The organism is Desulfotignum phosphitoxidans DSM 13687, from assembly GCF_000350545.1.
Taxonomy (GTDB): Bacteria; Desulfobacterota; Desulfobacteria; order Desulfobacterales; family Desulfobacteraceae; genus Desulfotignum; species Desulfotignum phosphitoxidans.
The window spans coordinates 796,209-816,624 of sequence record NZ_APJX01000001.1; the positions used below are offsets into that span (position 1 = coordinate 796,209).

A 20,416-nucleotide genomic window follows, 5' to 3' on the forward strand; every position below is an offset into this window, starting at 1 on the left:
AGCCATTGGTTTCATTATGATAAAGATTTGCTGAATATGCGGTATTTTTTGTGCATTTTTGCCCCGGCTTCCTCGATCAATGAGTTGACGGCGTCATTGTCTTCCAGGGTCCAGCCGATTTCCATATAACGGTATTTCGCTTTATTTCTCACCACCTCGTAGATATGGTGGAAGGCCAGCATGGGGAGCCCCAGTTGCCGGTATTTTTCTTTGATCCCTAACATAAACAGCCGCAATCCAACGATCTCTTTTTTGTATAAAAAATACTTCAGCGTCCCCAAAAGACCGACCCGCCCGTTGAGACGCTTCAGCAACGGGTTGATATCGGGAAATACCATGCAGAAGGCGGCGGGTTCATCTTCAACATAGATGAAAAAAGCCATGTCAGGATCTGTAAATTCCATGACGTGCTTCCCGATATCCTGCATCTCCTTTTCGCTTAACGGAACGAACCCCCAGTTGCCGGACCATGCATCGTTATAGATCTGACGGATCTGAGCGAGTTCAGCATCTGCATCCTTTGGGCGAAAGTGGGTGATGCGGACTCCCTTTTTTCGGGCAATTTTGCCGGCCAGACGATCCATCCATCCGGGAAGTTCGTAATAGCTGTCGATAAGGAAAGCCAGCAGGTCTTTTTCTTTGAAGTAACCGCATGATTCGATCAGTCTTGAATAGTACGGCGGGTTATAGGTCATCATCAGGGAGGGCGGCACATCGAACCCTTCAATGAGCAATCCGGCCTCGTGATTGGTGGATGGGTTGAGCGGGCCTCTTATGAAGGTCATCCCCTTTTCATGAGCCCATTTTTCCACGGAAGCAAACAGGGCGGCGGCGGCCTGCGGATCATCCGCACATTCAAAAAACCCCCAGATGCCCATTTTCTCGTTATGGAACCGGTTATAACGGCCGTCGATAATGCCTGCAATCCTTCCCACCGTTTCTTTGCCCCGTCGTGCCAGAAAAAGAATGCGCTGGGCAAATTCCCAGAAAGGGTGCCTGAGGGGGTCCAGCAGCCGACAGATTTCTTTTTTGAGAGGCGGAACCCATTTGGGGTATGCGACATAGATCTTCCATGGCAGTTCAATGAAGTCTTTTAATTCAGATCTCTTTTCCACGGTAATGATTTCAATGCCGGTCATGATGATACTCCTCAACAAAAAAAGAAATGGCATTTAATGCCCATCGCAATGTTTGATAATAACTTTTATAAATTCACTATGACCCACGTTATATTCATTTTATGTGCCAGAACTCCCACATTCTGCCTAAGGGGATCTATCTCCCTTTTATCTATGGAGAATCAGCAAAAAAGAGATCTGAAGGAATCCATTATACATCTGATAAAAAATAGGTCTTATATGACCAAGGGCTGAATATGACCTAATTTTTTAGGTTTAAATACCCCTGGTATGAGATGTTTTAAGTTCTGACACCCCTGTCGATCAACAGGATGGCGATTATGAACCGGATATGAAAGTCCCGGCACGTTAATTGAACTATACAGTCTGTGAACGAATCCACCACGCGGATATACATGATCCGCGAACCTAAAAAACCCAAATATATAAAGGAGAACTTTCATGAAATCTTTCAAAATTCAACTTTTTACGGCCCTGGCCTTGGCCATCGTTTTTGTTCTGTCGGGGTGTTCCCAAAAGGAGGTTCAGACCCTCCCCGCATTTACCCTGACGCCATTCAGCGCAGACGAGTATGTGTCATCCGTTGATAATTTCGTCATTGTCCTGGATGCATCCAGTTCCATGGACAAGCCATACATGGAAAATAAAAAATTTGATATGGCCACACAAATTGTCAGCCGCATCAATCGAACCCTGCCGGAACTGGGCCAAAACGGGGCGCTCCGCTCTTTTGGACACAGCCCTGCAATTTCTGACAAAAACACGGTTCTTTTTTACGGCATGGAGCAATATGCCACATATGCCCTGGGTGAAAAATTAAAAATGATATCTGAACCAGGTGGGACAAGCGCCCTGCATACGGCCCTTACCGCCTCCGGTCAGGAAGAACTGGCATCTGTTTACGGTAAAACCGCTGTGATTATCATCAGCGACGGTCAGCCGGAATTCAGTTTGGAATCTCCCATTACCCTGAAAACAGCCCAGGCCTTGAAAGATCAATATGGACCGGAGCTTTGCTATTATCCCGTCCTTGTTGGTGATGATGAAAAAGGGGCAGTGCTCATGGATGATATCGCCCGTATCGGCGAGTGCGGCTTTGTTTCCAACGCAGATAACCTGTTGACGAACGCAGGCATGGCCGGCTTTGTCGAAGATGTTTTTCTGGCCCCGAAACCCGCACCACCGGTCGCCGCCCCGGCGCCTACTGAAATTAAAGGATTGAATGAACAGGGCGTCTGGGTCGTGGAAGACACACATTTTGATTTTGATGAGTCTATCATCAAACCGGCGGCATTTGAGTATCTGGATCATATTGCAGAAATCATGCAGGCCTATCCCGATATGCAAGTCCAGGTTCAAGGCCATACAGACAGTATCGGCACCAAAGCTTACAATGATGCGCTGTCCATGAGACGGGCCCAGGCAGTAAAGACCTATCTGGTAAACAAAGGGGTTCAAAAAGAGCGTCTGAGCCTTGAAGGATTCGGATTCTCCAAACCCGTGGCATCGAACAATACTGCCGAAGGACGAGCTTTGAACCGGCGTGTTGAACTTCATCGAAAATAGACAAAGGAGGCATTATGAACAAGCGTTTTTTTTTGAGGCACCTGGTCATGGTACTGCTCCTGGCGGTCTTCATGGCAGGGTGTGCCGGAACACGAACAAGTGAAAGCACGGGCGAATATATGGATAACTCCGTTATCACGGCCAAGGTGAAGGCGGCAATACTGGAAGACCCGATGCTGAAGGTGTTTCAGATCAATGTGGAGTCTTTCAAGGGAGAAGTCCAGCTGAGCGGTTTTGTGGATTCGGCCCAGGCCGCTGCCAGGGCGGTGCAAATTACCCGAAGGGTGGAAGGGGTTACATCGGTTAAGAACAGTCTGGTTATCAAATAAGCCGGGGCTGGATGAATCATCCGGAGAGCGGCAGTCATGAAGGGTTTAATCCTGATGGATTGCCGCTCCACCCGGGTGTTCCGGCCAAAGAATCCGATAGAAAATTTATTTTACATCCGTCATCTCAACCGGGTCAACTCATTAAAAGCAGGTGAAAAATGAAAACAAGCATATTGTTGGCTGTCATATTAATCGTCATAGGGATCGCAGCCCTGGGGTATCAGGGGATCTCTTACACGACCAGAGAGAAAGTCGTTGATATCGGCCCGCTGACAATGACGGCAGATAAAACACGGACCATCCCGTTGCCGCCCATCATTGGCGGCCTTGCATTGGTGGGTGGTATCGCGCTGCTGGTCATGGGAAGAAAAAATACCTAAAGGTCAAAGAGACTGTTGGGAAAATAGTGGGGAATCCTGGCCAGGAAACCAAAGATAAAGAGGAAGAGAGTATGATGCAATTTACACAGCCGGATTCAGAAATTAATTTGATGATTGAAACAGCCATCCATAAAAAACTCGTCACCCGGCAGGACTTTCAGAAAATAATGACCTTAGCCGGGCAAGAACTTAAGATTGAAGCGCATGAAAAACAACTATTATGCCACCTTCAGGGCATGATGAAAAACCGTTCAACAGGAGGTCTACCATGAAATCAAGCACCCGGGATAAATCGGAAGGCAAGTGGCACAAAATCAAGGGAAAAATCAAACAGATCACCGGAAAAGCCGTCGGAAACCGTGATCTGGAAGCCAAAGGCAGGGCTGAAAACACGGACGGGAAGGTTCAGGAAAAAATCGGCCAGGTCAAGGACGTCGCAGGGAAATAAACAGGGACGTCTTTTAAAAGAAATGGATGGCGTTGAACGTTATAATAAGGAGGATATCATGCTTTGGACACTATTTGTGATTCTGTTAATTTTGTGGGCGCTGGGTCTGTTGACCGGGTATACGATGGGCGGCATCATTCACGCGCTGCTGGTGGTCGCCATCGTTGTAATCCTGATCCAGGTGGTTCAAGGACGAAGACGGGTGTAACCCGCCGGAACCTAAGCCGGACAAGGTAAGGTATTCAAAAAAAGAGGCTGGCATGAAAAAGAGTGAATTCATGGAAACATGGGTCCTCCGGGTATGTTTTACCGGGACACAGGGTACCGGGCTGTGAGACTGCCGGCGCATAAAACCAAAATCGTCTGTACCATAGGCCCGGCCTCACGATCAGAGGCGGTGTTGGAACAATTAATGCTCCAGGGGATGAATGTGGCCCGGCTCAACTTTGCCCATGGCACCTTGCAGGGGCACAGAGAGGATATCGGGCGCATACGTGCTGTGGCGGATAGGGCAGAGCGGTCCTGCATGATCCTGGCGGATCTTCCCGGTCCCAAAATACGCATCGGCAAACTTTTGCATGAACCGCTGCTGCTGGAAAAAGACCATGCGGTCATATTGACCGCCCAGGATTCCGTGGGCACGGCCGATCAGATACCTGTGGAATATAAGCGGTTGCCGGAAAGCGTGAGTCCCGGCAGCCTGATTTTCCTTAATGACGGGTTCATACAGCTTCAGGTGGAGAAGGTCTCAAAAGATAAGGTCTTCTGTCGGACGGTTATCGGCGGCCCGCTTCTTTCCTACAAGGGATTACATCTTCCCGGGGTAAAGATATTCGCGGATGCGGTGTCGGATAAAGATCTTGAATTTGTGGCCTTTGCCCTGCAAGAAGGGGTGGATGCCTTTGGGGTTTCATTTGCAGAGTCAGCCGACGACATCCGCAAGGTAAAGGCGTTTGCACAAAAACACGGGCAATCCGCGTATGTGGTTGCCAAAATCGAGCGGACCGAGGCCATTGCCAATTTTGAAGAAATTGTCACGGCTGCCGATGCCATCATGATTGCACGCGGCGACCTGGGGGTTCAGATCCCGATACAGGATGTGCCGGCGGTTCAGAAAAAACTGATCAACAAGGCGAATCTTTTAGGCCGGCCTGTGATAACAGCGACACAGATGCTGCTGTCCATGACAGAGAATATCCGGCCGACCCGTGCCGAGGTATCGGATGTGGCCAATGCGATTTTTGACGGGACAGACGCGGTGATGCTGTCCGAAGAGACGGCCATCGGAAAATATCCTGTGGAGACGGTTGAAATGATAGCGAAAATAGCCACATCTGCCGAGAGGGAACGAAAATCTGTCCAGACCCTGGCCGATTTGCCCGCATATTTCAGGACGGGTGCGGGTTCCGACAGTATCCGTGTCGAGGACATCTTTTCCCTGAATACCGTTGAATGCGCCAACGCGTTACATGTGCGCTATATCCTTGCCCGCACGCAAAGCATGCGCGCCGCGTGTTTCATCTCCAGATTCAAGCCGGACTGCTGGATACTTTCCTTTCGTGGTGATGTAAAAACGAACCACTTTTCAGCCCTGTCCTACGGGGTTTATCCAGTCTTCCTTGAGGATAAAACAAATGCCTTTTCCGATATGGCGATGCGTTTCCTGATCAAAACCGGGATGGTAGAAAAAGACGAAAAAATGATTTTGATAGAGGATGAATCCCATGACGTCATGCCGGAAACCTTGTTGATGAAAATTTTTAAAGTCTGAACAATCAACGCCTGAACAAGGAGTGCGAAGACAAGGCGCCCTGTTTTGTCCGCACTGGGCAAAAAGCTTGGATTTCAGATGAACCAGCACCCCGGCCCTGAAAAAGAATTAGAAATGGTATCTCGTTATTCCGCGGGGGAAGTTTTATCCTGGGCCGCCTGCTGACCGCTGGTGTTCAACTGTTCCATTTCTTTGAGAATCTGCTGGCGTTCTTGCTCTGCTTTTTCCAGCCCGGCCTTGGCTTCGTCTCGTTCCAGGCGGGCCTGGGTCAAATCGTTTTTCAAATCTTCAATTTCCGCCTTGGCTTTGGCGATTTCTTTTTCAGCCTCATCGAATTGTCCTTTTTGCTCCTGAACAGTCTCATCGATTTTTTCGCCGGCTTCTTCGGCCGGACCGTTACAGCCCGGCAACAGAAAAAAGAGGAAAAAGAGGGAAAATACACAAACGAGCATTTTTTGGTGCGTCATGACGGTGTTTCCTTTCAAATCAAAAAAAGTTTGTGGTCAACCCGCGTTGACCCGGTGTGGATGTGTTCAGTCAGTCGGCTGCGGTCCTGACGATTATGCCTGGGAACACATAGACACTTTTAAATATGCGAAAAACATGCCAGTATCTAATTGTTTGTTTTCCGGGCTTTTGGCTGCCTGGCCGGTGCATGAACCGGCCGGTCACTGATGCGGATCTGAAAAAACGGTGATCATCCTCTGTAAAACCTGCAAATCGGTGAAGCGCTGATTCAGGGGGTGAACGTGGTCAGGAAGATCGGTCGACAAGGTTGTCTGGTCAAATATGATGCATTGGCCACATTCGACCCCTTCTCTTCTTAGGGTTCTGGCTGCTGAAGATGAAAACGGTATTGATAATTTCCAGGCAGTGGCGGTTTTCATGTAACAAAGATATCTCCCAGAAGGTTCTGTGATTATTATCTACGTCTTTTACAATAATATTAATCGGTTTGTTTCCGCGCCCCTGACAGCATCTGGCACGCAAGGTGCAATCTTTTTTTTTCAGTTTTTCGAGGAGGCTATTCAAGGGCTTGCCGCCTGAAAATTTCAAGACAATTTATGAGTTTTTATCCGAGGAGGGGAATTAAATACATACTGAACAGATAGCCGATCCAGTTATATTAAAAAATCAATTCAAAGACAGGAGAAAAGTAAAATGAAAAAATTAAGGTATTGTTTGGCAGTTTTGGCCGCTGTGGCCTCTATGGTGTTCATCACGGCCCCGCTTTTTGCCACTGAGATGGATGACCGTATCGAATCATCCGCTAAAAACACCCATGTGTTTAAAACCTTTCTCAAGGACGATCAAATAAATATGAAGTCAAAAGATGGATTTGTCACCTTGACCGGGACGGTTCTGGATGCATCCCATAAAACATTGGCCGGAGAAACCGTTGCATGTCTTCCCGGAGTCAAAGGTGTGGACAACAAGCTGGAAGAAAAGGGTGAAAACCGCCCTGCTGAAAAATCAGATGCGTGGCTTATCACCAAAGTGAAAACCACCCTTTTGTTTCATAGAAACGTCAGCGGTCTCGGAACCGAGGTTCTCGCCGACAACGGAACCGTCACTTTGCGCGGTGAGGCCGACAGTGTTGCACAAAAGGACCTCACAACCGAATATGTCATGGATGTGGACGGTGTTGACAAGGTAAACAATGAAATGACCGTGTCTGATCCAGCCGCCGAAAAACCGGATGACAAAACAATAGCCAAAAACATGGATACGGTTATCGAAGCGGTTGATGATGCATCCATTACCGCGCTGGTCAAAACCTCGCTGCTTTACCATCGTTCGACCAGCGGTCTGAGCACCAACGTTAAGACCAAAGACGGGGTGGTCACCCTGGAAGGCAAAGCCACGACTGCAGCTGAAAAAGATCTGGCCGGGAAATACGCAGGCGATGTTGACGGCGTAAGAAGTGTCAATAACAATATGACCGTTGAATAAGCCTGGTTCAGTATCCATTGAGACGGCAACCCCACGCGCCACTGAATATGTTTCACTGGCGGTTTTCCATTATGTTTACCAAGGAAGATAACCCATGACAACAGGCACAATTTAGGACAACAGTGATGGCCAGCAACGAGAGACTCCGCAAGGAAAGCGGCCTGCCGGACTATCCCAGGACAGAAACGTCACCGCGTCCGATTTCATTTTATGTGATATTGGGGGCGGTGCTGTTTGCCTTTATCCGGACATTCTCTCTGCTTTCGCCCATTCTGCTCTCTTTTTTGCTGGTGCTGCTGATTTCCCTTGCCGTCAATCCGGTGATTTCCCGGATGCGGGCGTGGACAGGCGGCAGAAAGATACCGACAGGATTGGTTGTGGCAGGATTGACTGCAGTCATGGTTTTGGCGGGCTGGTCCCTGTTCGGACCGATGAAGGACTCGGTCATCAAAATTTCAGTTGCCGTACCGGATTACTGGGAACGTCTGCAAAAGCCGCTGATCAAAATAGAGCAGCAGGCCGTTATTTTTGAGGAAAAACTTCAGGTTGAGGTCAGCACTGAAATTGCCCGGGAAGACAGGAGTACAGAGAAATCAGAAATCATACCTAAAATCCCCCCGCAAGCCTTACATCTTGAAGAATCAAACTCTTTTCGCTCCTATTTGAACGGGATGTTTAAGGATCTGTTCGGCAGTTTCACGGCCGTGGCTTTTAACGGCGCCCATATACTGGTCGTTCTGGTAACGGTTTTTTTCGGTGTGGTGTTTATGCTCATGAATCCCCGCCCGGTTTTCGGGGCAATGCTTTCCTTATTGCCTGAAGAGCATCACCCCAAGGCGCTGATCATTTTGCAGCGCATCGGAAAATTCATTCCTGCCTGGGCCGGGGCAACCGCATTGGGAATGCTGACTATCGGTTTTCTGGTATTTTTGCTCATGTGGCCCATCTTTGGTTTTATGGATGCCCTGGTCCTGGGACTTATTGCAGGGGTTCTGGAGGCGGTTCCTTTTATGGGTCCGATTCTCAGTGCCCTGCCCGCACTCTTGCTCGCTCTGGGCCAGGGAGGAATGACGCCGCTGTGGGTCCTGCTCATTTTCGCTGCGGTTCAGGCTCTGGAGAACAATATGATCCTGCCGTTTATCATGGCCCAGGGCATGAAACTGCATCCCCTGGCCGTGATTTTTTCCGTTCTTTTGTGCGTGGCCGCCTTCGGCGTGCTGGGGGTTCTCATCGCAGCCCCTCTGGTCGCAATTGTGCGGATTGTGCATGATGAACTTTATCGAAAAAGATTTCTTCCCCATGTAACAAACGAAGACCTGGATCATCTGGCAGGAATTGCCTTGCATGAAACCCGGCCGGATGAGCGGTGATACTGTTTTTATTTGCCGCTTGCAGGCAGATATGGGGAGCGGGCGACCAGATCAATATAGATCTGCCAGCATTCTTTAAAGCGTCGGCCGCCGGCCGCCGAGGCCCGGCTTAAACAGGACTTGGCTTGAGGTATAGGAGATCAGTATGCGACTCAAACAGATTCCGGACCTGATCAAAAAATCAGTAACAGCCTGGTTGGTTGATTATGCCCCGAGCATGGGGGCCGCGATTGCCTACTACACATTGTTTGCAATTACACCGCTGCTGATCATCGCCATCGCGGTGGCCGGCTTTTTTTTTGGCCATGAAGCCGCCCAGGGTGAAATCATCGGCCAGATCCGAAACCTTATCGGGCATGAAGGAGCCATTGCCGCTTTCGGCAAGTGGCTCAATAGCCTGTTTTCAGGTTGGGAAGTATTTTTATTTGCCCTGGATTTGAGTATTTCCTTTGCTATTACGACACTTTTGTTTGCGCTGATCTATAAACTTATGCCGCGGGCTAAAATCCCCTGGCAAGATGTATGGATTGGGGCGGCAGTCACCGCTTTTTTGTTCGCCATCGGCAAATTCCTCATCGGTCTCTATCTGGGTAAAGTCAGTGTCGCATCCGGTTTCGGCGCTGCCGGGTCATTGGTTATTTTATTGCTGTGGGTTTATTTCGGGGCACAGATTTTTCTGTTCGGCGCTGAGTTTACCTGGGTTTATTCAAATACATATGGATCCAGAGCCGCTCAGCATAAAAGGTCTGAAGGATAGATAATATGACCATGGAAATTGGAGTGGTTTTTACGAATATGAGAGGAAAACCGATGCAGGAACCGCATATCCTGACTGCTGAGAATGTTTTGAAGCATCATGCAACAATTGCCGGGCAGGGATTATCAGGTGCCGAGGCCGCACAGCGGCTTGATACGCACGGTCCCAACGAACTGGTGGAAAAGGGCAGAAAAAGTGCCTGGCGCATTCTGCTGGCCCAGGTCAAAGAGGTGATGATCCTGATCCTGCTGGCAGCCGTGTTCATTTCGGCGGCACTTCAGGAATATATTGATGCCATCGTTATTTTCATCATTGTCGTGCTGAACACCCTTCTCGGCTTCTGGCAGGAATTCAAAGCGGAAAACGCCATGGCCGCGCTTAAAAAAATGACCGTGCCCAATGTGCGGGTGTTGCGTGATGGTTCAGAGCAGCAGATTTCAGCCAAAGATCTGGTTCCGGGGGATATTTTGCTGATCGAATCCGGAAATGTCGTGCCGGCCGACGCCCGTCTCATAGAAGCCGTCAACCTTAAGGTTCAGGAAGCCGCCCTGACCGGTGAATCAGAATCGGTGGACAAACATTCCCACCGGCTTGAAGGGGATGATTATGCCCTGGCGGACCGGAAAAACATGATCTATATGGGGACCGTGGTTACTTACGGGCGCGGATATGCCGTGGTGACAAACACGGGAATGCACACGGAACTGGGGAAAATCGCCACGCTGCTGCATGGGGTGGAAGATGAAAAGACCCCTTTGCAGCGCCGGTTGGCCAGGCTGGGCAGATCTCTGGCCATGGCGGCAGTGGTCTTGATTTTTGTGGTGGCCGGGTTGATGTACATGCAGGGTGCCGGATGGAAGATGATGTTCATGACCGCCATCAGCATGGCAGTGGCCGCTATTCCAGAAGGCCTGCCGGCGGTGGTCACCATTGCCCTTGCTCTTGGTGCCCAGCAGATGCTGAAAAAAAATGCGCTGATCCGGCAGCTTGCTGCGGTTGAAACCCTGGGCAGCGTGACCGTGATCTGTTCGGATAAAACAGGGACATTGACCCAGAATAAAATGTCTGTGACTCAAGTGGTGCTGCCGGATCGCCGGGTGACTTTTGACCCGGCAGTGGTCGGACACACACAGGATATCGATCTTTCTTTGCTGCTGCTGACAGGAATGCTGTGCAACGATGCAGTGATAAACGATGGCAATGGGCATGATATTTTAGGGGATCCCACCGAAGGGGCGCTGGTGATTGCCGCCCGTCAGGCAGGACTGGTCCAGACCGATCTTAATACACTTTTGCCGCGTGTACGAGAATTGCCCTTTGACTCGGAACGCAAACGCATGTCCACGGTTCATGCCATGCCAGTTTCTTTTGATAAGGCTTCTGCCTATCCCGTTTCTGCTTTATCCGAACAGGACGGACATACCGACCATATCCTGTTGACCAAGGGAGCCGCAGACGGATTGATCGATGGTTGCGGCCGCATCCTGATAAACGGGAAGATCGAGCTTCTCGATGACAAACAAAAAAATGCAATTCTGGCTGAAAATACCGCCATGGCTGAAAACGGTATCCGGGTGCTGGGGCTGGCATATCGGTTTGTTGATGAGGATGAACTGGACCGGCCAAAGCGTTATGAACAGAACCTTGTTTATCTGGGTCTGGCCGGCATGATCGATCCGGTACGTCCTGAAGCCGTAGAGGCGGTGCGGCTTTGTAAACAGGCAGGCATCCGGCCCGTGATGATTACCGGAGACCACCCCCTGACGGCTGTCGCCATTGCACGACAATTGGGCCTTACGGATACAGACACATTCCTGACGGGCCAGGATCTGGAAAAGATGACTGAAGAAGAGCTGGCTGCCAGGATTCCGGAAATCTCGGTTTTTGCCCGGGTTTCACCCAGTCATAAAATGGTTATCATCGATGTGTTGCAAGAACATCACGAGATCGTTTCCATGACCGGGGACGGCGTCAATGATGCGCCGGCCCTGAAATCAGCTGATATCGGTGTGGCAATGGGGATTACCGGTACCGACGTAAGCAAAGAAGCTTCCGACATGATTCTTCTGGATGATAATTTTGCCACCATTGTTGCCGCCGTTAAAGAAGGGCGCCGTATCTATGATAATATCCGTAAATTTGTCAGATATATTCTCACGGGAAACACGGGCGAAATCGTTGTGATGCTTACCGGGCCGCTGCTCGGCATGCCGCTTCCTCTGCTTCCGATTCAGATTTTATGGATCAACCTGGTGACCGACGGCATACCTGCCATCGCCCTTGGATATGAAGAGCCTGAGCAGAAAATTATGGATCGCCCGCCGCTTGACCCGAAAGAAGGGATCTTTGCACGGGGCTTAGGATGGCAGATTATTATGATGGGGGTGATCGTGGGCCTGATTTCAGTGGGAGCCGGATACGGGTTCTGGAATAATGGCACCGGTTCGCCGGCCTGGCAGACCATGGTTTTTACTATGTTGACTTTCTGTCAGATGGCCTATGCACTGTGCGTTCGTAAACAGCATCAATCGTTGTTTTCCTATTCCTGGTTCAGCAATCCCATGCTTTTAGCCGCCGTGGGAGTTACGTTGATTTTGCAGATGATTATCATCTATGTTCCCTTTTTCAACCTGGTTTTCCGCACATTCCCTCTGCGGTGGGAAGAGCTTGCCGTTTGTACCGCCGGAGCGGTAGCAATAATACTCATAACCGAGATTAAAAAACTTTTTTTGCGCAAAAACCAGAATTTTGTGACGGTATGAAGAATCTGTTTCCAGATGCCCATCAACAGCCGTGCTGGAATGCGGACTTCCTTAAAAAAGGCCATATGTGGCCACCGGTTAATATATGACCATTTTTAAGGAGGCTGTCAGGAAACATCCGGCCAATGACTTTTTAACTGATTGTTCCAACAAATCAGGATGATGGTTGAAATGTCGATGAGCGATTGAGATTTGGCCCAAAGATTGCTTTAAGAGAGAGTAACGATGGGTGAGCCATGTGATCCTGCCAATGTTTATAAAAAAAGATCAGGCACGATAAACGGGGTGAACAGCGGCATCTGAGGTGGATGACTGTTTGAATCATTGGCGAAACAGCGCAACGGCAACACCGTTCTTAAGATTATCAGGGTCAAAACTCAAATTGGGCAGATAAGCCTGCATGGCCGGGCTGTTCGGTGAGGTTTGTTGTAATGTACAACCACAACGAGAGGACGTGATATGTTGAAAAAAATTATGTTGAAAAAAAAGTTATCATTTGCCGTTGCCTTCGTGTTGTTATGGAGCCAAAGCGCCTTTGCTGCCGACCTGATTCTGCCCGGCGCGGGCGGCCAGATCCAGCAGATTCCGCCCGCGCCCATGCAGCGGAGAGCAACTCCCGAAATCCAGGTCGAGCAGGGCCGTGCGCAGCTCATCCCGGATTCGGATAAAGTCAAAATTCTGGTCAATTCGCTGCATGTGACCGGCCAGACGCTCTACTCTGAAAGCGAACTGTTGGCTGCCACGGGGTTTGTTCCAGGTAGCGAACTGACGCTCTTCGAGCTGCGCACCATGGCCTCTATGATTGCCGATCATTACCACGCGGATGGCTATTTCGTGGCCCAGGCCTATCTGCCGCCCCAGGAGATCAAGGACAACTCGGTGACCATTGCCGTGCTCGAGGGCCAATACGGCAGCGTCACCCTGAACAACCAGACGAACCTCTCCGATAGACTGGCCAATAGCCTGCTCGACGCCCCGGAACAAGGGACCGTGATTGCCATCGCCCCGCTTGAGAACCGGCTTCTGCTGCTCTCCGACGTTCCCGGTGTGAAGGTGAAATCCACACTGACTCCGGGCGCTGCAGTGGGTACCTCCGACCTGAACGTTGACCTGACTCCGGGACGGCGCGTGACCGGGAACATCGAGGCTGACAACGCCGGCTACTACTACACCGGCAGGTACCGGATAGGGGGGTCGGTGAACCTCAACAACCCGCTGGGCCTTGGAGATGTCTTGGGCGTGCGGGCGCTGACCTCCGGTTCCGGGATGACTTATGGCCGCGCCTTCTACCAGTTACAGCTGGGCAAGGCGACGGCTGGGGTCGCCTATGCCGCCATGGATTATGAGATGGGCGAGGAGTTTGAATACCTTGATCTCCACGGCACAGCCCAGATTGCCAGCATCTACGGCAACTATCCGCTGATTCGTTCACGCACCACCAATCTTTACGCCCTGGCTGAATATGATTACAAGATTTTCCGGGATAAAATGGGCTCCACCCTGCTTAGCGATACGGATGTCCAAGTCGGGATGGTGGGGCTTGCCGGCAACCACCGGGACCGTTTCGCTGGTGGCGGATTGACCACCTATTCACTTATCGCGAGTATTGGTGATGTTGATATCAACACCCCTGAGGCGCGGGCCGTGGATGATGTGACGGCGCAAACCAACGGGAGCTTCCAGAAGCTGAGATACTCTGTTGCACGGCTGCATAACGTCACCGACAGGATCGGAATTTACGCCGGTATCAACGGCCAGTTCGCCTCACAGAACCTGGATGTATCAGAGAAGATGTCGCTGGGCGGCCCCTATGCGGTGCGCGCCTATCCCGTAGGCGAAGGGTATTCGGATGAGGCATATGTGGCGACCCTGGAGGGGAGGCTGCTGCTGCCGACCATTTGGCAGAGCATGCCTGGGCAGATGCATCTGATCGGCTTTGCCGATACCGGCACCGGGACCATCAACAAAGACCCCTGGACGGCTGAAGATAACCACAGAACTCTGAGCGGTGCGGGAATCGGGTTAACCTGGGCGGACTATGACAACTTTAGCTTGAGTGTCTCTTACGCCCACAGGCTGGGTAATGAGGCAGCGACTGCAGCCCCTGACGACTCGGGTCAATTCTGGTTCCAGATTGTGAAATATTTTTGAGCAGTTTGAACGAAATGAACACATGCTTGGCAAGTGTTTTAATGAAATAATGGAGTGACAAAATGAATCGCATATATCGAGTGATCTGTAACGCCGTTTCCGAAAAAGCCAAAAGCGCCGGCAAGAAATCGGCATCCGGCGCAACAGTAGTGGCGAGGGTTGCGCTCCTGGCCGTCACCGCGCTGACAATTCCCGCGATGATGTCATTGGGAACGAGCAACGCCTATGCCCTGCCGGCAGGTGGCGTTGTATCGGCAGGTGGCGCTGCCATCAGCAGTGGTGCGGGCACCACGACCATCAACCAGTCGACGCCGAACGCGGCCATCAACTGGCAGAGCTTTGACATCGGACAGACAGAATCGGTCCGTTTCGTGCAGCCGGGCAGCAACTCGGTGGCACTCAACCGGGTCCTGGGTGCAGATCCTTCGAGTATCCTGGGCACCCTGTCGGCCAACGGCCAGGTGTTTCTGCTCAATCCCAACGGGATCCTGTTCGGCAAGGATGCGCAAGTGAACGTGGGTGGGCTGGTCGCCTCCACCCTCAGTATCTCCGACAGGGATTTCATGGCCGGCAAATACCAGCTTTCCGGTACCAGCAATGCGACGATACTCAATCAGGGTTCAATCAATGCCGACGGCGGCTATGTGGCCCTGCTGGGTGCCAATGTCAGCAATGAAGGCATCATCTCGGCCAGGCTCGGCACGGTGACACTGGCTGCCGGCAATGGTGTCACCCTTGATGTGGCCGGGGATGGTCTGCTCAATGTCGCGGTGGATCAGGGTTCAGTCAACGCCCTGGCCCAGAACGGCGGCCTGATCCAGGCTGACGGCGGGCAGGTGCTGTTGACCGCCCGATCAGCCGGGAACCTCTTGCAGAGCGCAGTGAACAACACGGGCGTGATCCAGGCCCAGACCATCGAGAACCATAACGGCACGATCATGCTCACGGGCGACATGCAAAATGGAACGGTGAATGTCGACGGCACGCTCGATGCCTCCGGCACGGGCGCGGGGCAGACTGGCGGCAGCGTCACAGTTACCGGCCACAACGTCGATCTGCCCGGTGCGCAGATCAATGCCTCAGGTGATGCAGGCGGCGGCACGGTACTGATCGGAGGCGACTACCAGGGCAAGAACCCGGAGGTGCAGAACGCTTCCGCGACTTATATGAGTAAGGACTCTACGATAAGTGCTGACGCTATTACCAATGGGAATGGTGGCAAGGTCATTGTCTGGTCAGATGATTCGACGCGCGCTCATGGCAGCATTTCGGCACGCGGCGGCGCACAGGGCGGTGACGGTGGCTTGATCGAAACATCCGGTCACTGGCTGGAGGTAGAGGGTATCAAGGTCGATACCAGCGCACCAAACGGCTCGTACGGCATGTGGTTGCTTGATCCGGCCGATATCACCATTTCGACCGCGGTAACGTCAGGTGCAACGAAGAGCGGCGCAGTTTTCTCGCCGAACTCCGGTGTGAGTTCGGCCAATGTCAATGTCGCTGATCTCGTAACCGCGCTGGGCAGCACCAACGTCACTGTTACCACGGAAAACACCGGCGCAAGCGGTAGCGGAGTAGGCGATATCGACGTAAATGATGCGATCACCTGGACGGCTGTAACGACGTTGACCCTGGATGCATTTCGGGACGTGAACGTGAACGCGGCAATCACAGGCACCGATGGCAGTTTGTCAGCAAATTCCGGACGCGATGTCAAGGTGGGTGCGGCAATCACCACTACCACCGGGAATTTAACCTTCAACGCCGTCAATGATGTAAATCTGGCTGCGGCCACGACCATTACCACCGGTGATCTTACTGCGATTGCCGGACAAAATGTTAACGTGAGTAAGGCAATATCGGTGACTACTGGTGATGTCATATTGCGTGCCGATAATGATGGCACCGGACCGGGTGCTATTCTCGGCGGCACCGTGGACATTACTTCTGCTGACAACAGTATTACCATCAACACCGGTACGCTGAGCATTCGCTTTAATCCTGCGGATTACACCACTACAAATGCTGAAATTACTGCCTACGGCTTGAAGTTGACCGGCGGAGGATCCCTGGACGCGAAAGCCTGGGTATTCGGGCTGGGGGATGACAAAGTTTACGACGGTCTAAGGACTGCAACTGTCAGTGGCCTTGAACCTGATATAGCGAGCAATCCTCCTCCGGGCGTCGCGTTAGGTGCTGTATCCAACGCCCTCTTCGATACCAAGGATGTCGGAACGGAAAAGCTGATTACCTTTGATTCCACTTTCAATAATGCTGTTTATGACCTTTTTGCGCCATTCGGAACGACACCTGGAACCTATCATACACGAGCGGATATTACCCCGAAAGCCCTGGACATTACCGCAAACGACCAGAGCAAAATCTACGGAGAACTCAAAGATTTAGGCACCACCGAATTTACGCATGCCGGATTAATAAGCGGTGACACAGTAACCGGAGTGACTTTAGACAGCACCGGGACACCTGTGACAGCGGATGTCGGTTCATATCCCATAAATGCCAGCGCTGCATTGGGCACCGGCTTAACGAATTACGCAATCGCGTATCATACCGGAACATTGGCCGTCGGCCAGAAAGCCCTGAACATTACCGCAAACGACCAGAGCAAAGTCTACGGAGAACTCAAAGATTTGGGCACCACAGAATTTACGCATGCCGGATTAATAAACGACGACACAGTAACCGGAGTGACCCTGGGCAGTCCCGGGACACCTGTAACAGCCAATGCCGGTCCATATGCCATAAATGCCAGCGCTGCATTGGGCACCGGCTTAACGAATTACGCAATCGCGTATAATGACGGAACATTGACTGTGATTCCCGCTGTGATTCCACCCGCTGTGATTCCACCCGCTGTGATTCCACCTGTGACACCACCTGTGACACCACCTGTGATTCCACCAGAGATTCGCCCCTTGGTGCCACCCGTGGTTCGACCCTTGATTCCACCCGTGACACCGACAACTGTGGCGTTGCCTGTGATCCCGCCGATATCCGTTGTTGCGGTGCCTGTGATCCCGCCGGTATCCGTTGTTGTGGTGCCAGTGATCCCGCAGGTGGAAGGTTTGAATCTCAATGTGATAGGGACTGGCGTCCTGATACCGGTCGACCAGTTAACCGGGGCGCAGCTGGCTCCCCCACCTTCACAGGTCATAGAGCAACAGCCCTCCCCACCTCCGCAGATCATAGAGCAACCGCCCCTTCCGCCGCCACCGGTTAACGTACCGACCCCTCGTCCGCCCAAACAAGACCGCGGGTAAGGACCATTGACCCGGCCCGCTGATTGATGAGAAAATGCGGGCCGGGATTCCCTGTGATTTTGCGATACGAGTGGAAGCTGTTGATGAAGGAAAGTTGCAAGGCCGGTCAGTTTTTTTGCGTGATCGGCAGGCTTGAATTCCTGCAGTTCGGATCATATATATTATGAAAATAAAGAGAAGGAAAATTGGTTTGAGTCTTTTGGCAACGATGCCGTATCAGCGTTCGGCAGACCTGCGTTCGGTCGCAGCGATCATAGCCAAAGGAATCTGTTTTGGTCTGGTGGCCGTCAGTTTCAACGCCCACCAGACATCTGCGGCGGATGATGCTCCGCCAGTGTCCGCCACACGGAGCCTCCCGTTGTCTGTCCATGAAAGCGCAGCAGTCTCATCCTCCATGGAGACGCGACCCGTAATGTCACATCATCCCAAACGGGCGAACTTCGAACGGGAGCTCGCGTCAGACGAGGCCCGGCATGTGGCGGATTGGGTCGTCCATTCAGGCGACAATCTCAGTATGCCGTTCGCGATTGTCGATAAGAAGGACGCCAGGGTCTTTGTCTTCGCTGCGGACGGGCGGCTCCGTAGCGCAGCCCCGGCGCTTCTCGGCCTGGCGCTGGGTGATGATGCCGTTCCCGGTATCGGCGACCGACCGTTGTGGACCATTCGTCCCGAGGAAAGGACGACGACGGCCGGTCGCTTTGTGGCAGCACTGGACCGCAATCTGCGCGGCAAAGAAATTCTCTGGGTGGACTACGATGGCGGCATCTCCATGCATCCGGTGATTACGACCAAACCCAAGGAGCGCCGTCTGCAGCGGTTGGCCACCTTAACGCCGCTCGACAACCGTATTTCCTATGGCTGCATCAATGTTCCGGTGAAGTTTTTCGACAACGTCGTGCGCCCGGCTTTTACCGGGACCAATGGCATCGTTTATGTACTGCCTGAAACCAGGATGGCTCGCGATGTTTTCGAATCGTATGATGTTGAAGAAGGGCACGCGCCGGTCGACTCCGGCGGGACTCAAACCCAGGGGGTATCTCCTGAGGCAGCTTATGAATAATCTCTCCCCCTTTTCTCTTTGGAAAACGTCCCTGCAGTATTTGCCGGAAAAGATGCGGTTTGATTACCGCTATGCAACCTGGCATAAAGTAGAAAACGCAATAAACAAAAAAGGAGAATGAACCATGAAAGTCCTATTCATGCTATTGGTCGGCCTCTTAGTGTGCAACCCAATGGGGGCATCTGCTGATTACAGCGACGGACTGGATCAGTACCTTCGCGGGCAATACAGCAACGCACTCAATGAATTTACGCCTCTGGCCAATGAAGGAAACCCTGAGGCCCAATACATTCTTGGCAGTATGTACGCCCAGGGAAAGGGCGTGCTGCAGGACTATGCCCAGGCACATGCCTGGTTCAATCTTGCAGCTTCGCAGGGCCATGAAAAAGCGGCTCTTTATCGTGATGAGATTGCACAGAAAATGACTTCCAATCAGGTAGCCAGGGCGCAACAACTGGCAAATCAACTGCAGTCTGAAACAAGAACCCGAGAAACGAAAAGAATCGACAAAAACCTTATTGTCTCCATCCAAAAACATCTGCAGGACTTAGGCTACTATTCTGGAGCGATTGATGGATTGACAGGCCGGAATACAAGCAGGAGTATTCGTCAATTTCAAAGAGATGTCGATCTCCCGCAGACGGGTCAGCCGTCCCATGCTTTGTTAGAAACGCTGGAGGATACCGTTACCCGGCAAAAAGAGCAAAGAAAATCGTCGGCCTCCCAGGGATACTGGACAATGGTTTTGCTGGAAGATGCGTTTACGGATGGAGATTTCAGCACAAACCCGGGATGGACACCTGTTTCAGGTAACTTTTGGGTAGATTCAAATTATTTTTTGCGCTCTGAAAAAGCTGTTTCCAAAACCATGCAATCCGATCAACCAGATAGTGCTGAGAAAAGGATAGCAGATATATTTGGGCAAGTGGTCAAAGAGATGATGAATCCACAACAGGGGACACAGGCCTCAGACCTTTCAGAGCTTTATATTCAACAAAGGATTGATAATGCTTTTGCCATTGAAGTCACGATGAAAATGCTGTCAAATCAAGTTGGGCAAAGCTTCGAGTTCAGAACGTATCACGATCAATACCGGAATTCAGGATATGTGGTCAAATTCCTGCAGGAAAATGAACAATCCCTGGCTTTAATCCGCTTTGATCCATCAGGATCTTCGGTTATCGATATGACACGACCGGGGAGAATGTTCCGTCAAAATGAACCGCAATCTTTTTCTTGGATGCGATATGCAGATGGCGAAATGAAGGTGATGATAGGAAAAGATGAGGTGCTGAATACAAAAGACAACATGTTCAAGGCATTTGACGGTATTTCGTTTATCAATGAAGGTGGGGACTATGCTGTAGACCGTATCCGTGTTTTGGGCTCTCATAGATAAACACCAACAGCCGGGCCGGACTGACCCTGGCAGTTTCGTTTTAAGAACAG

17 protein-coding genes are annotated in these 20,416 nt (G+C 51.3%); 15 read left to right on the forward strand and 2 right to left on the reverse strand.

Annotation, left to right across the window (positions count from 1 at the left end; translation table 11 throughout):
* Nucleotides 1–14: 14 nt before the first annotated feature.
* The gene (locus DPO_RS03695; RefSeq protein WP_006964346.1) at nt 15–1,139 is read right to left on the reverse strand and encodes a hypothetical protein; all 1,125 of its coding nucleotides are present in this window, start codon (nt 1,137–1,139) and stop codon (nt 15–17) included.
* 441 nt (nt 1,140–1,580) lie between these two features.
* Here DPO_RS03695 and DPO_RS03700 point away from each other — a divergent pair, with 441 nt between their 5' ends.
* From DPO_RS03700 to pyk, 7 genes are all read left to right on the forward strand, one after another.
* Nucleotides 1,581–2,705: an OmpA family protein gene (locus DPO_RS03700; RefSeq protein WP_006964348.1), complete on the forward strand. Its 1,125-nt coding sequence runs from the start codon at nt 1,581–1,583 to the stop codon at nt 2,703–2,705.
* 14 nt (nt 2,706–2,719) lie between these two features.
* Nucleotides 2,720–3,034 (forward strand): BON domain-containing protein, encoded by a 315-nt coding sequence (locus DPO_RS03705; RefSeq protein ID WP_006964349.1) that lies wholly within the window; start codon nt 2,720–2,722, stop codon nt 3,032–3,034.
* A gap of 158 nt (nt 3,035–3,192) precedes the next feature.
* Nucleotides 3,193–3,414: a hypothetical protein gene (locus DPO_RS03710; RefSeq protein ID WP_006964350.1), complete on the forward strand. Its 222-nt coding sequence runs from the start codon at nt 3,193–3,195 to the stop codon at nt 3,412–3,414.
* Between the two features lie 71 nt (nt 3,415–3,485).
* On the forward strand, nt 3,486–3,686 hold the full coding sequence (locus DPO_RS03715; RefSeq protein WP_040011425.1) for a hypothetical protein: 201 nt from the start codon (nt 3,486–3,488) through the stop codon (nt 3,684–3,686).
* Nucleotides 3,683–3,862, forward strand: coding sequence for a CsbD family protein (locus DPO_RS03720; protein WP_006964352.1), 180 nt, complete (start codon nt 3,683–3,685; stop codon nt 3,860–3,862). The genes DPO_RS03715 and DPO_RS03720 overlap by 4 nt, the downstream gene beginning before the upstream one ends.
* A 58-nt stretch (nt 3,863–3,920) precedes the next feature.
* On the forward strand, nt 3,921–4,070 hold the full coding sequence (locus tag DPO_RS25090) for a lmo0937 family membrane protein (RefSeq protein ID WP_006964353.1): 150 nt from the start codon (nt 3,921–3,923) through the stop codon (nt 4,068–4,070).
* Between the two features lie 93 nt (nt 4,071–4,163).
* Entirely contained in the window at nt 4,164–5,633 is a 1,470-nt protein-coding gene (gene pyk / locus DPO_RS03725; protein ID WP_268870627.1) for a pyruvate kinase, read from the forward strand.
* A gap of 125 nt (nt 5,634–5,758) precedes the next feature.
* Here the strand turns inward: pyk and DPO_RS03730 are convergent, their stop codons facing one another.
* Nucleotides 5,759–6,100 carry an HlyD family secretion protein gene (locus DPO_RS03730; RefSeq protein ID WP_006964355.1) on the reverse strand — a complete coding sequence of 114 codons (342 nt, stop codon included), beginning with the start codon at nt 6,098–6,100 and terminating at the stop codon, nt 5,759–5,761.
* A 694-nt stretch (nt 6,101–6,794) separates the two neighbouring features.
* Between DPO_RS03730 and DPO_RS03735 the strand changes: the two genes are divergently transcribed.
* The 8 genes from DPO_RS03735 (at nt 6,795) to DPO_RS23670 (ending at nt 20,366) form a co-directional block, all read left to right on the forward strand.
* Nucleotides 6,795–7,586 carry a BON domain-containing protein gene (locus DPO_RS03735; protein ID WP_006964356.1) on the forward strand — a complete coding sequence of 264 codons (792 nt, stop codon included), beginning with the start codon at nt 6,795–6,797 and terminating at the stop codon, nt 7,584–7,586.
* Nucleotides 7,587–7,711: 125 nt separating this feature from the next.
* Entirely contained in the window at nt 7,712–8,956 is a 1,245-nt protein-coding gene (locus DPO_RS03740; RefSeq protein ID WP_006964357.1) for an AI-2E family transporter, read from the forward strand.
* Between the two features lie 145 nt (nt 8,957–9,101).
* On the forward strand, nt 9,102–9,713 hold the full coding sequence (locus DPO_RS03745; RefSeq protein ID WP_006964358.1) for a YihY/virulence factor BrkB family protein: 612 nt from the start codon (nt 9,102–9,104) through the stop codon (nt 9,711–9,713).
* Nucleotides 9,714–9,766: 53 nt separating this feature from the next.
* Entirely contained in the window at nt 9,767–12,475 is a 2,709-nt protein-coding gene (locus DPO_RS03750) for a cation-translocating P-type ATPase (protein WP_040011542.1), read from the forward strand.
* Nucleotides 12,476–12,934: 459 nt separating this feature from the next.
* Entirely contained in the window at nt 12,935–14,626 is a 1,692-nt protein-coding gene (locus DPO_RS03755) for a ShlB/FhaC/HecB family hemolysin secretion/activation protein (RefSeq protein WP_006964360.1), read from the forward strand.
* Between the two features lie 62 nt (nt 14,627–14,688).
* Nucleotides 14,689–17,907, forward strand: coding sequence for a two-partner secretion domain-containing protein (locus tag DPO_RS03760; protein ID WP_006964361.1), 3,219 nt, complete (start codon nt 14,689–14,691; stop codon nt 17,905–17,907).
* Nucleotides 17,908–18,070: 163 nt separating this feature from the next.
* Nucleotides 18,071–18,967, forward strand: coding sequence for a hypothetical protein (locus DPO_RS25770; protein ID WP_040011426.1), 897 nt, complete (start codon nt 18,071–18,073; stop codon nt 18,965–18,967).
* 124 nt (nt 18,968–19,091) lie between these two features.
* The gene (locus DPO_RS23670) at nt 19,092–20,366 is read left to right on the forward strand and encodes an SEL1-like repeat protein (protein WP_006964363.1); all 1,275 of its coding nucleotides are present in this window, start codon (nt 19,092–19,094) and stop codon (nt 20,364–20,366) included.
* Nucleotides 20,367–20,416: the final 50 nt, after the last annotated feature.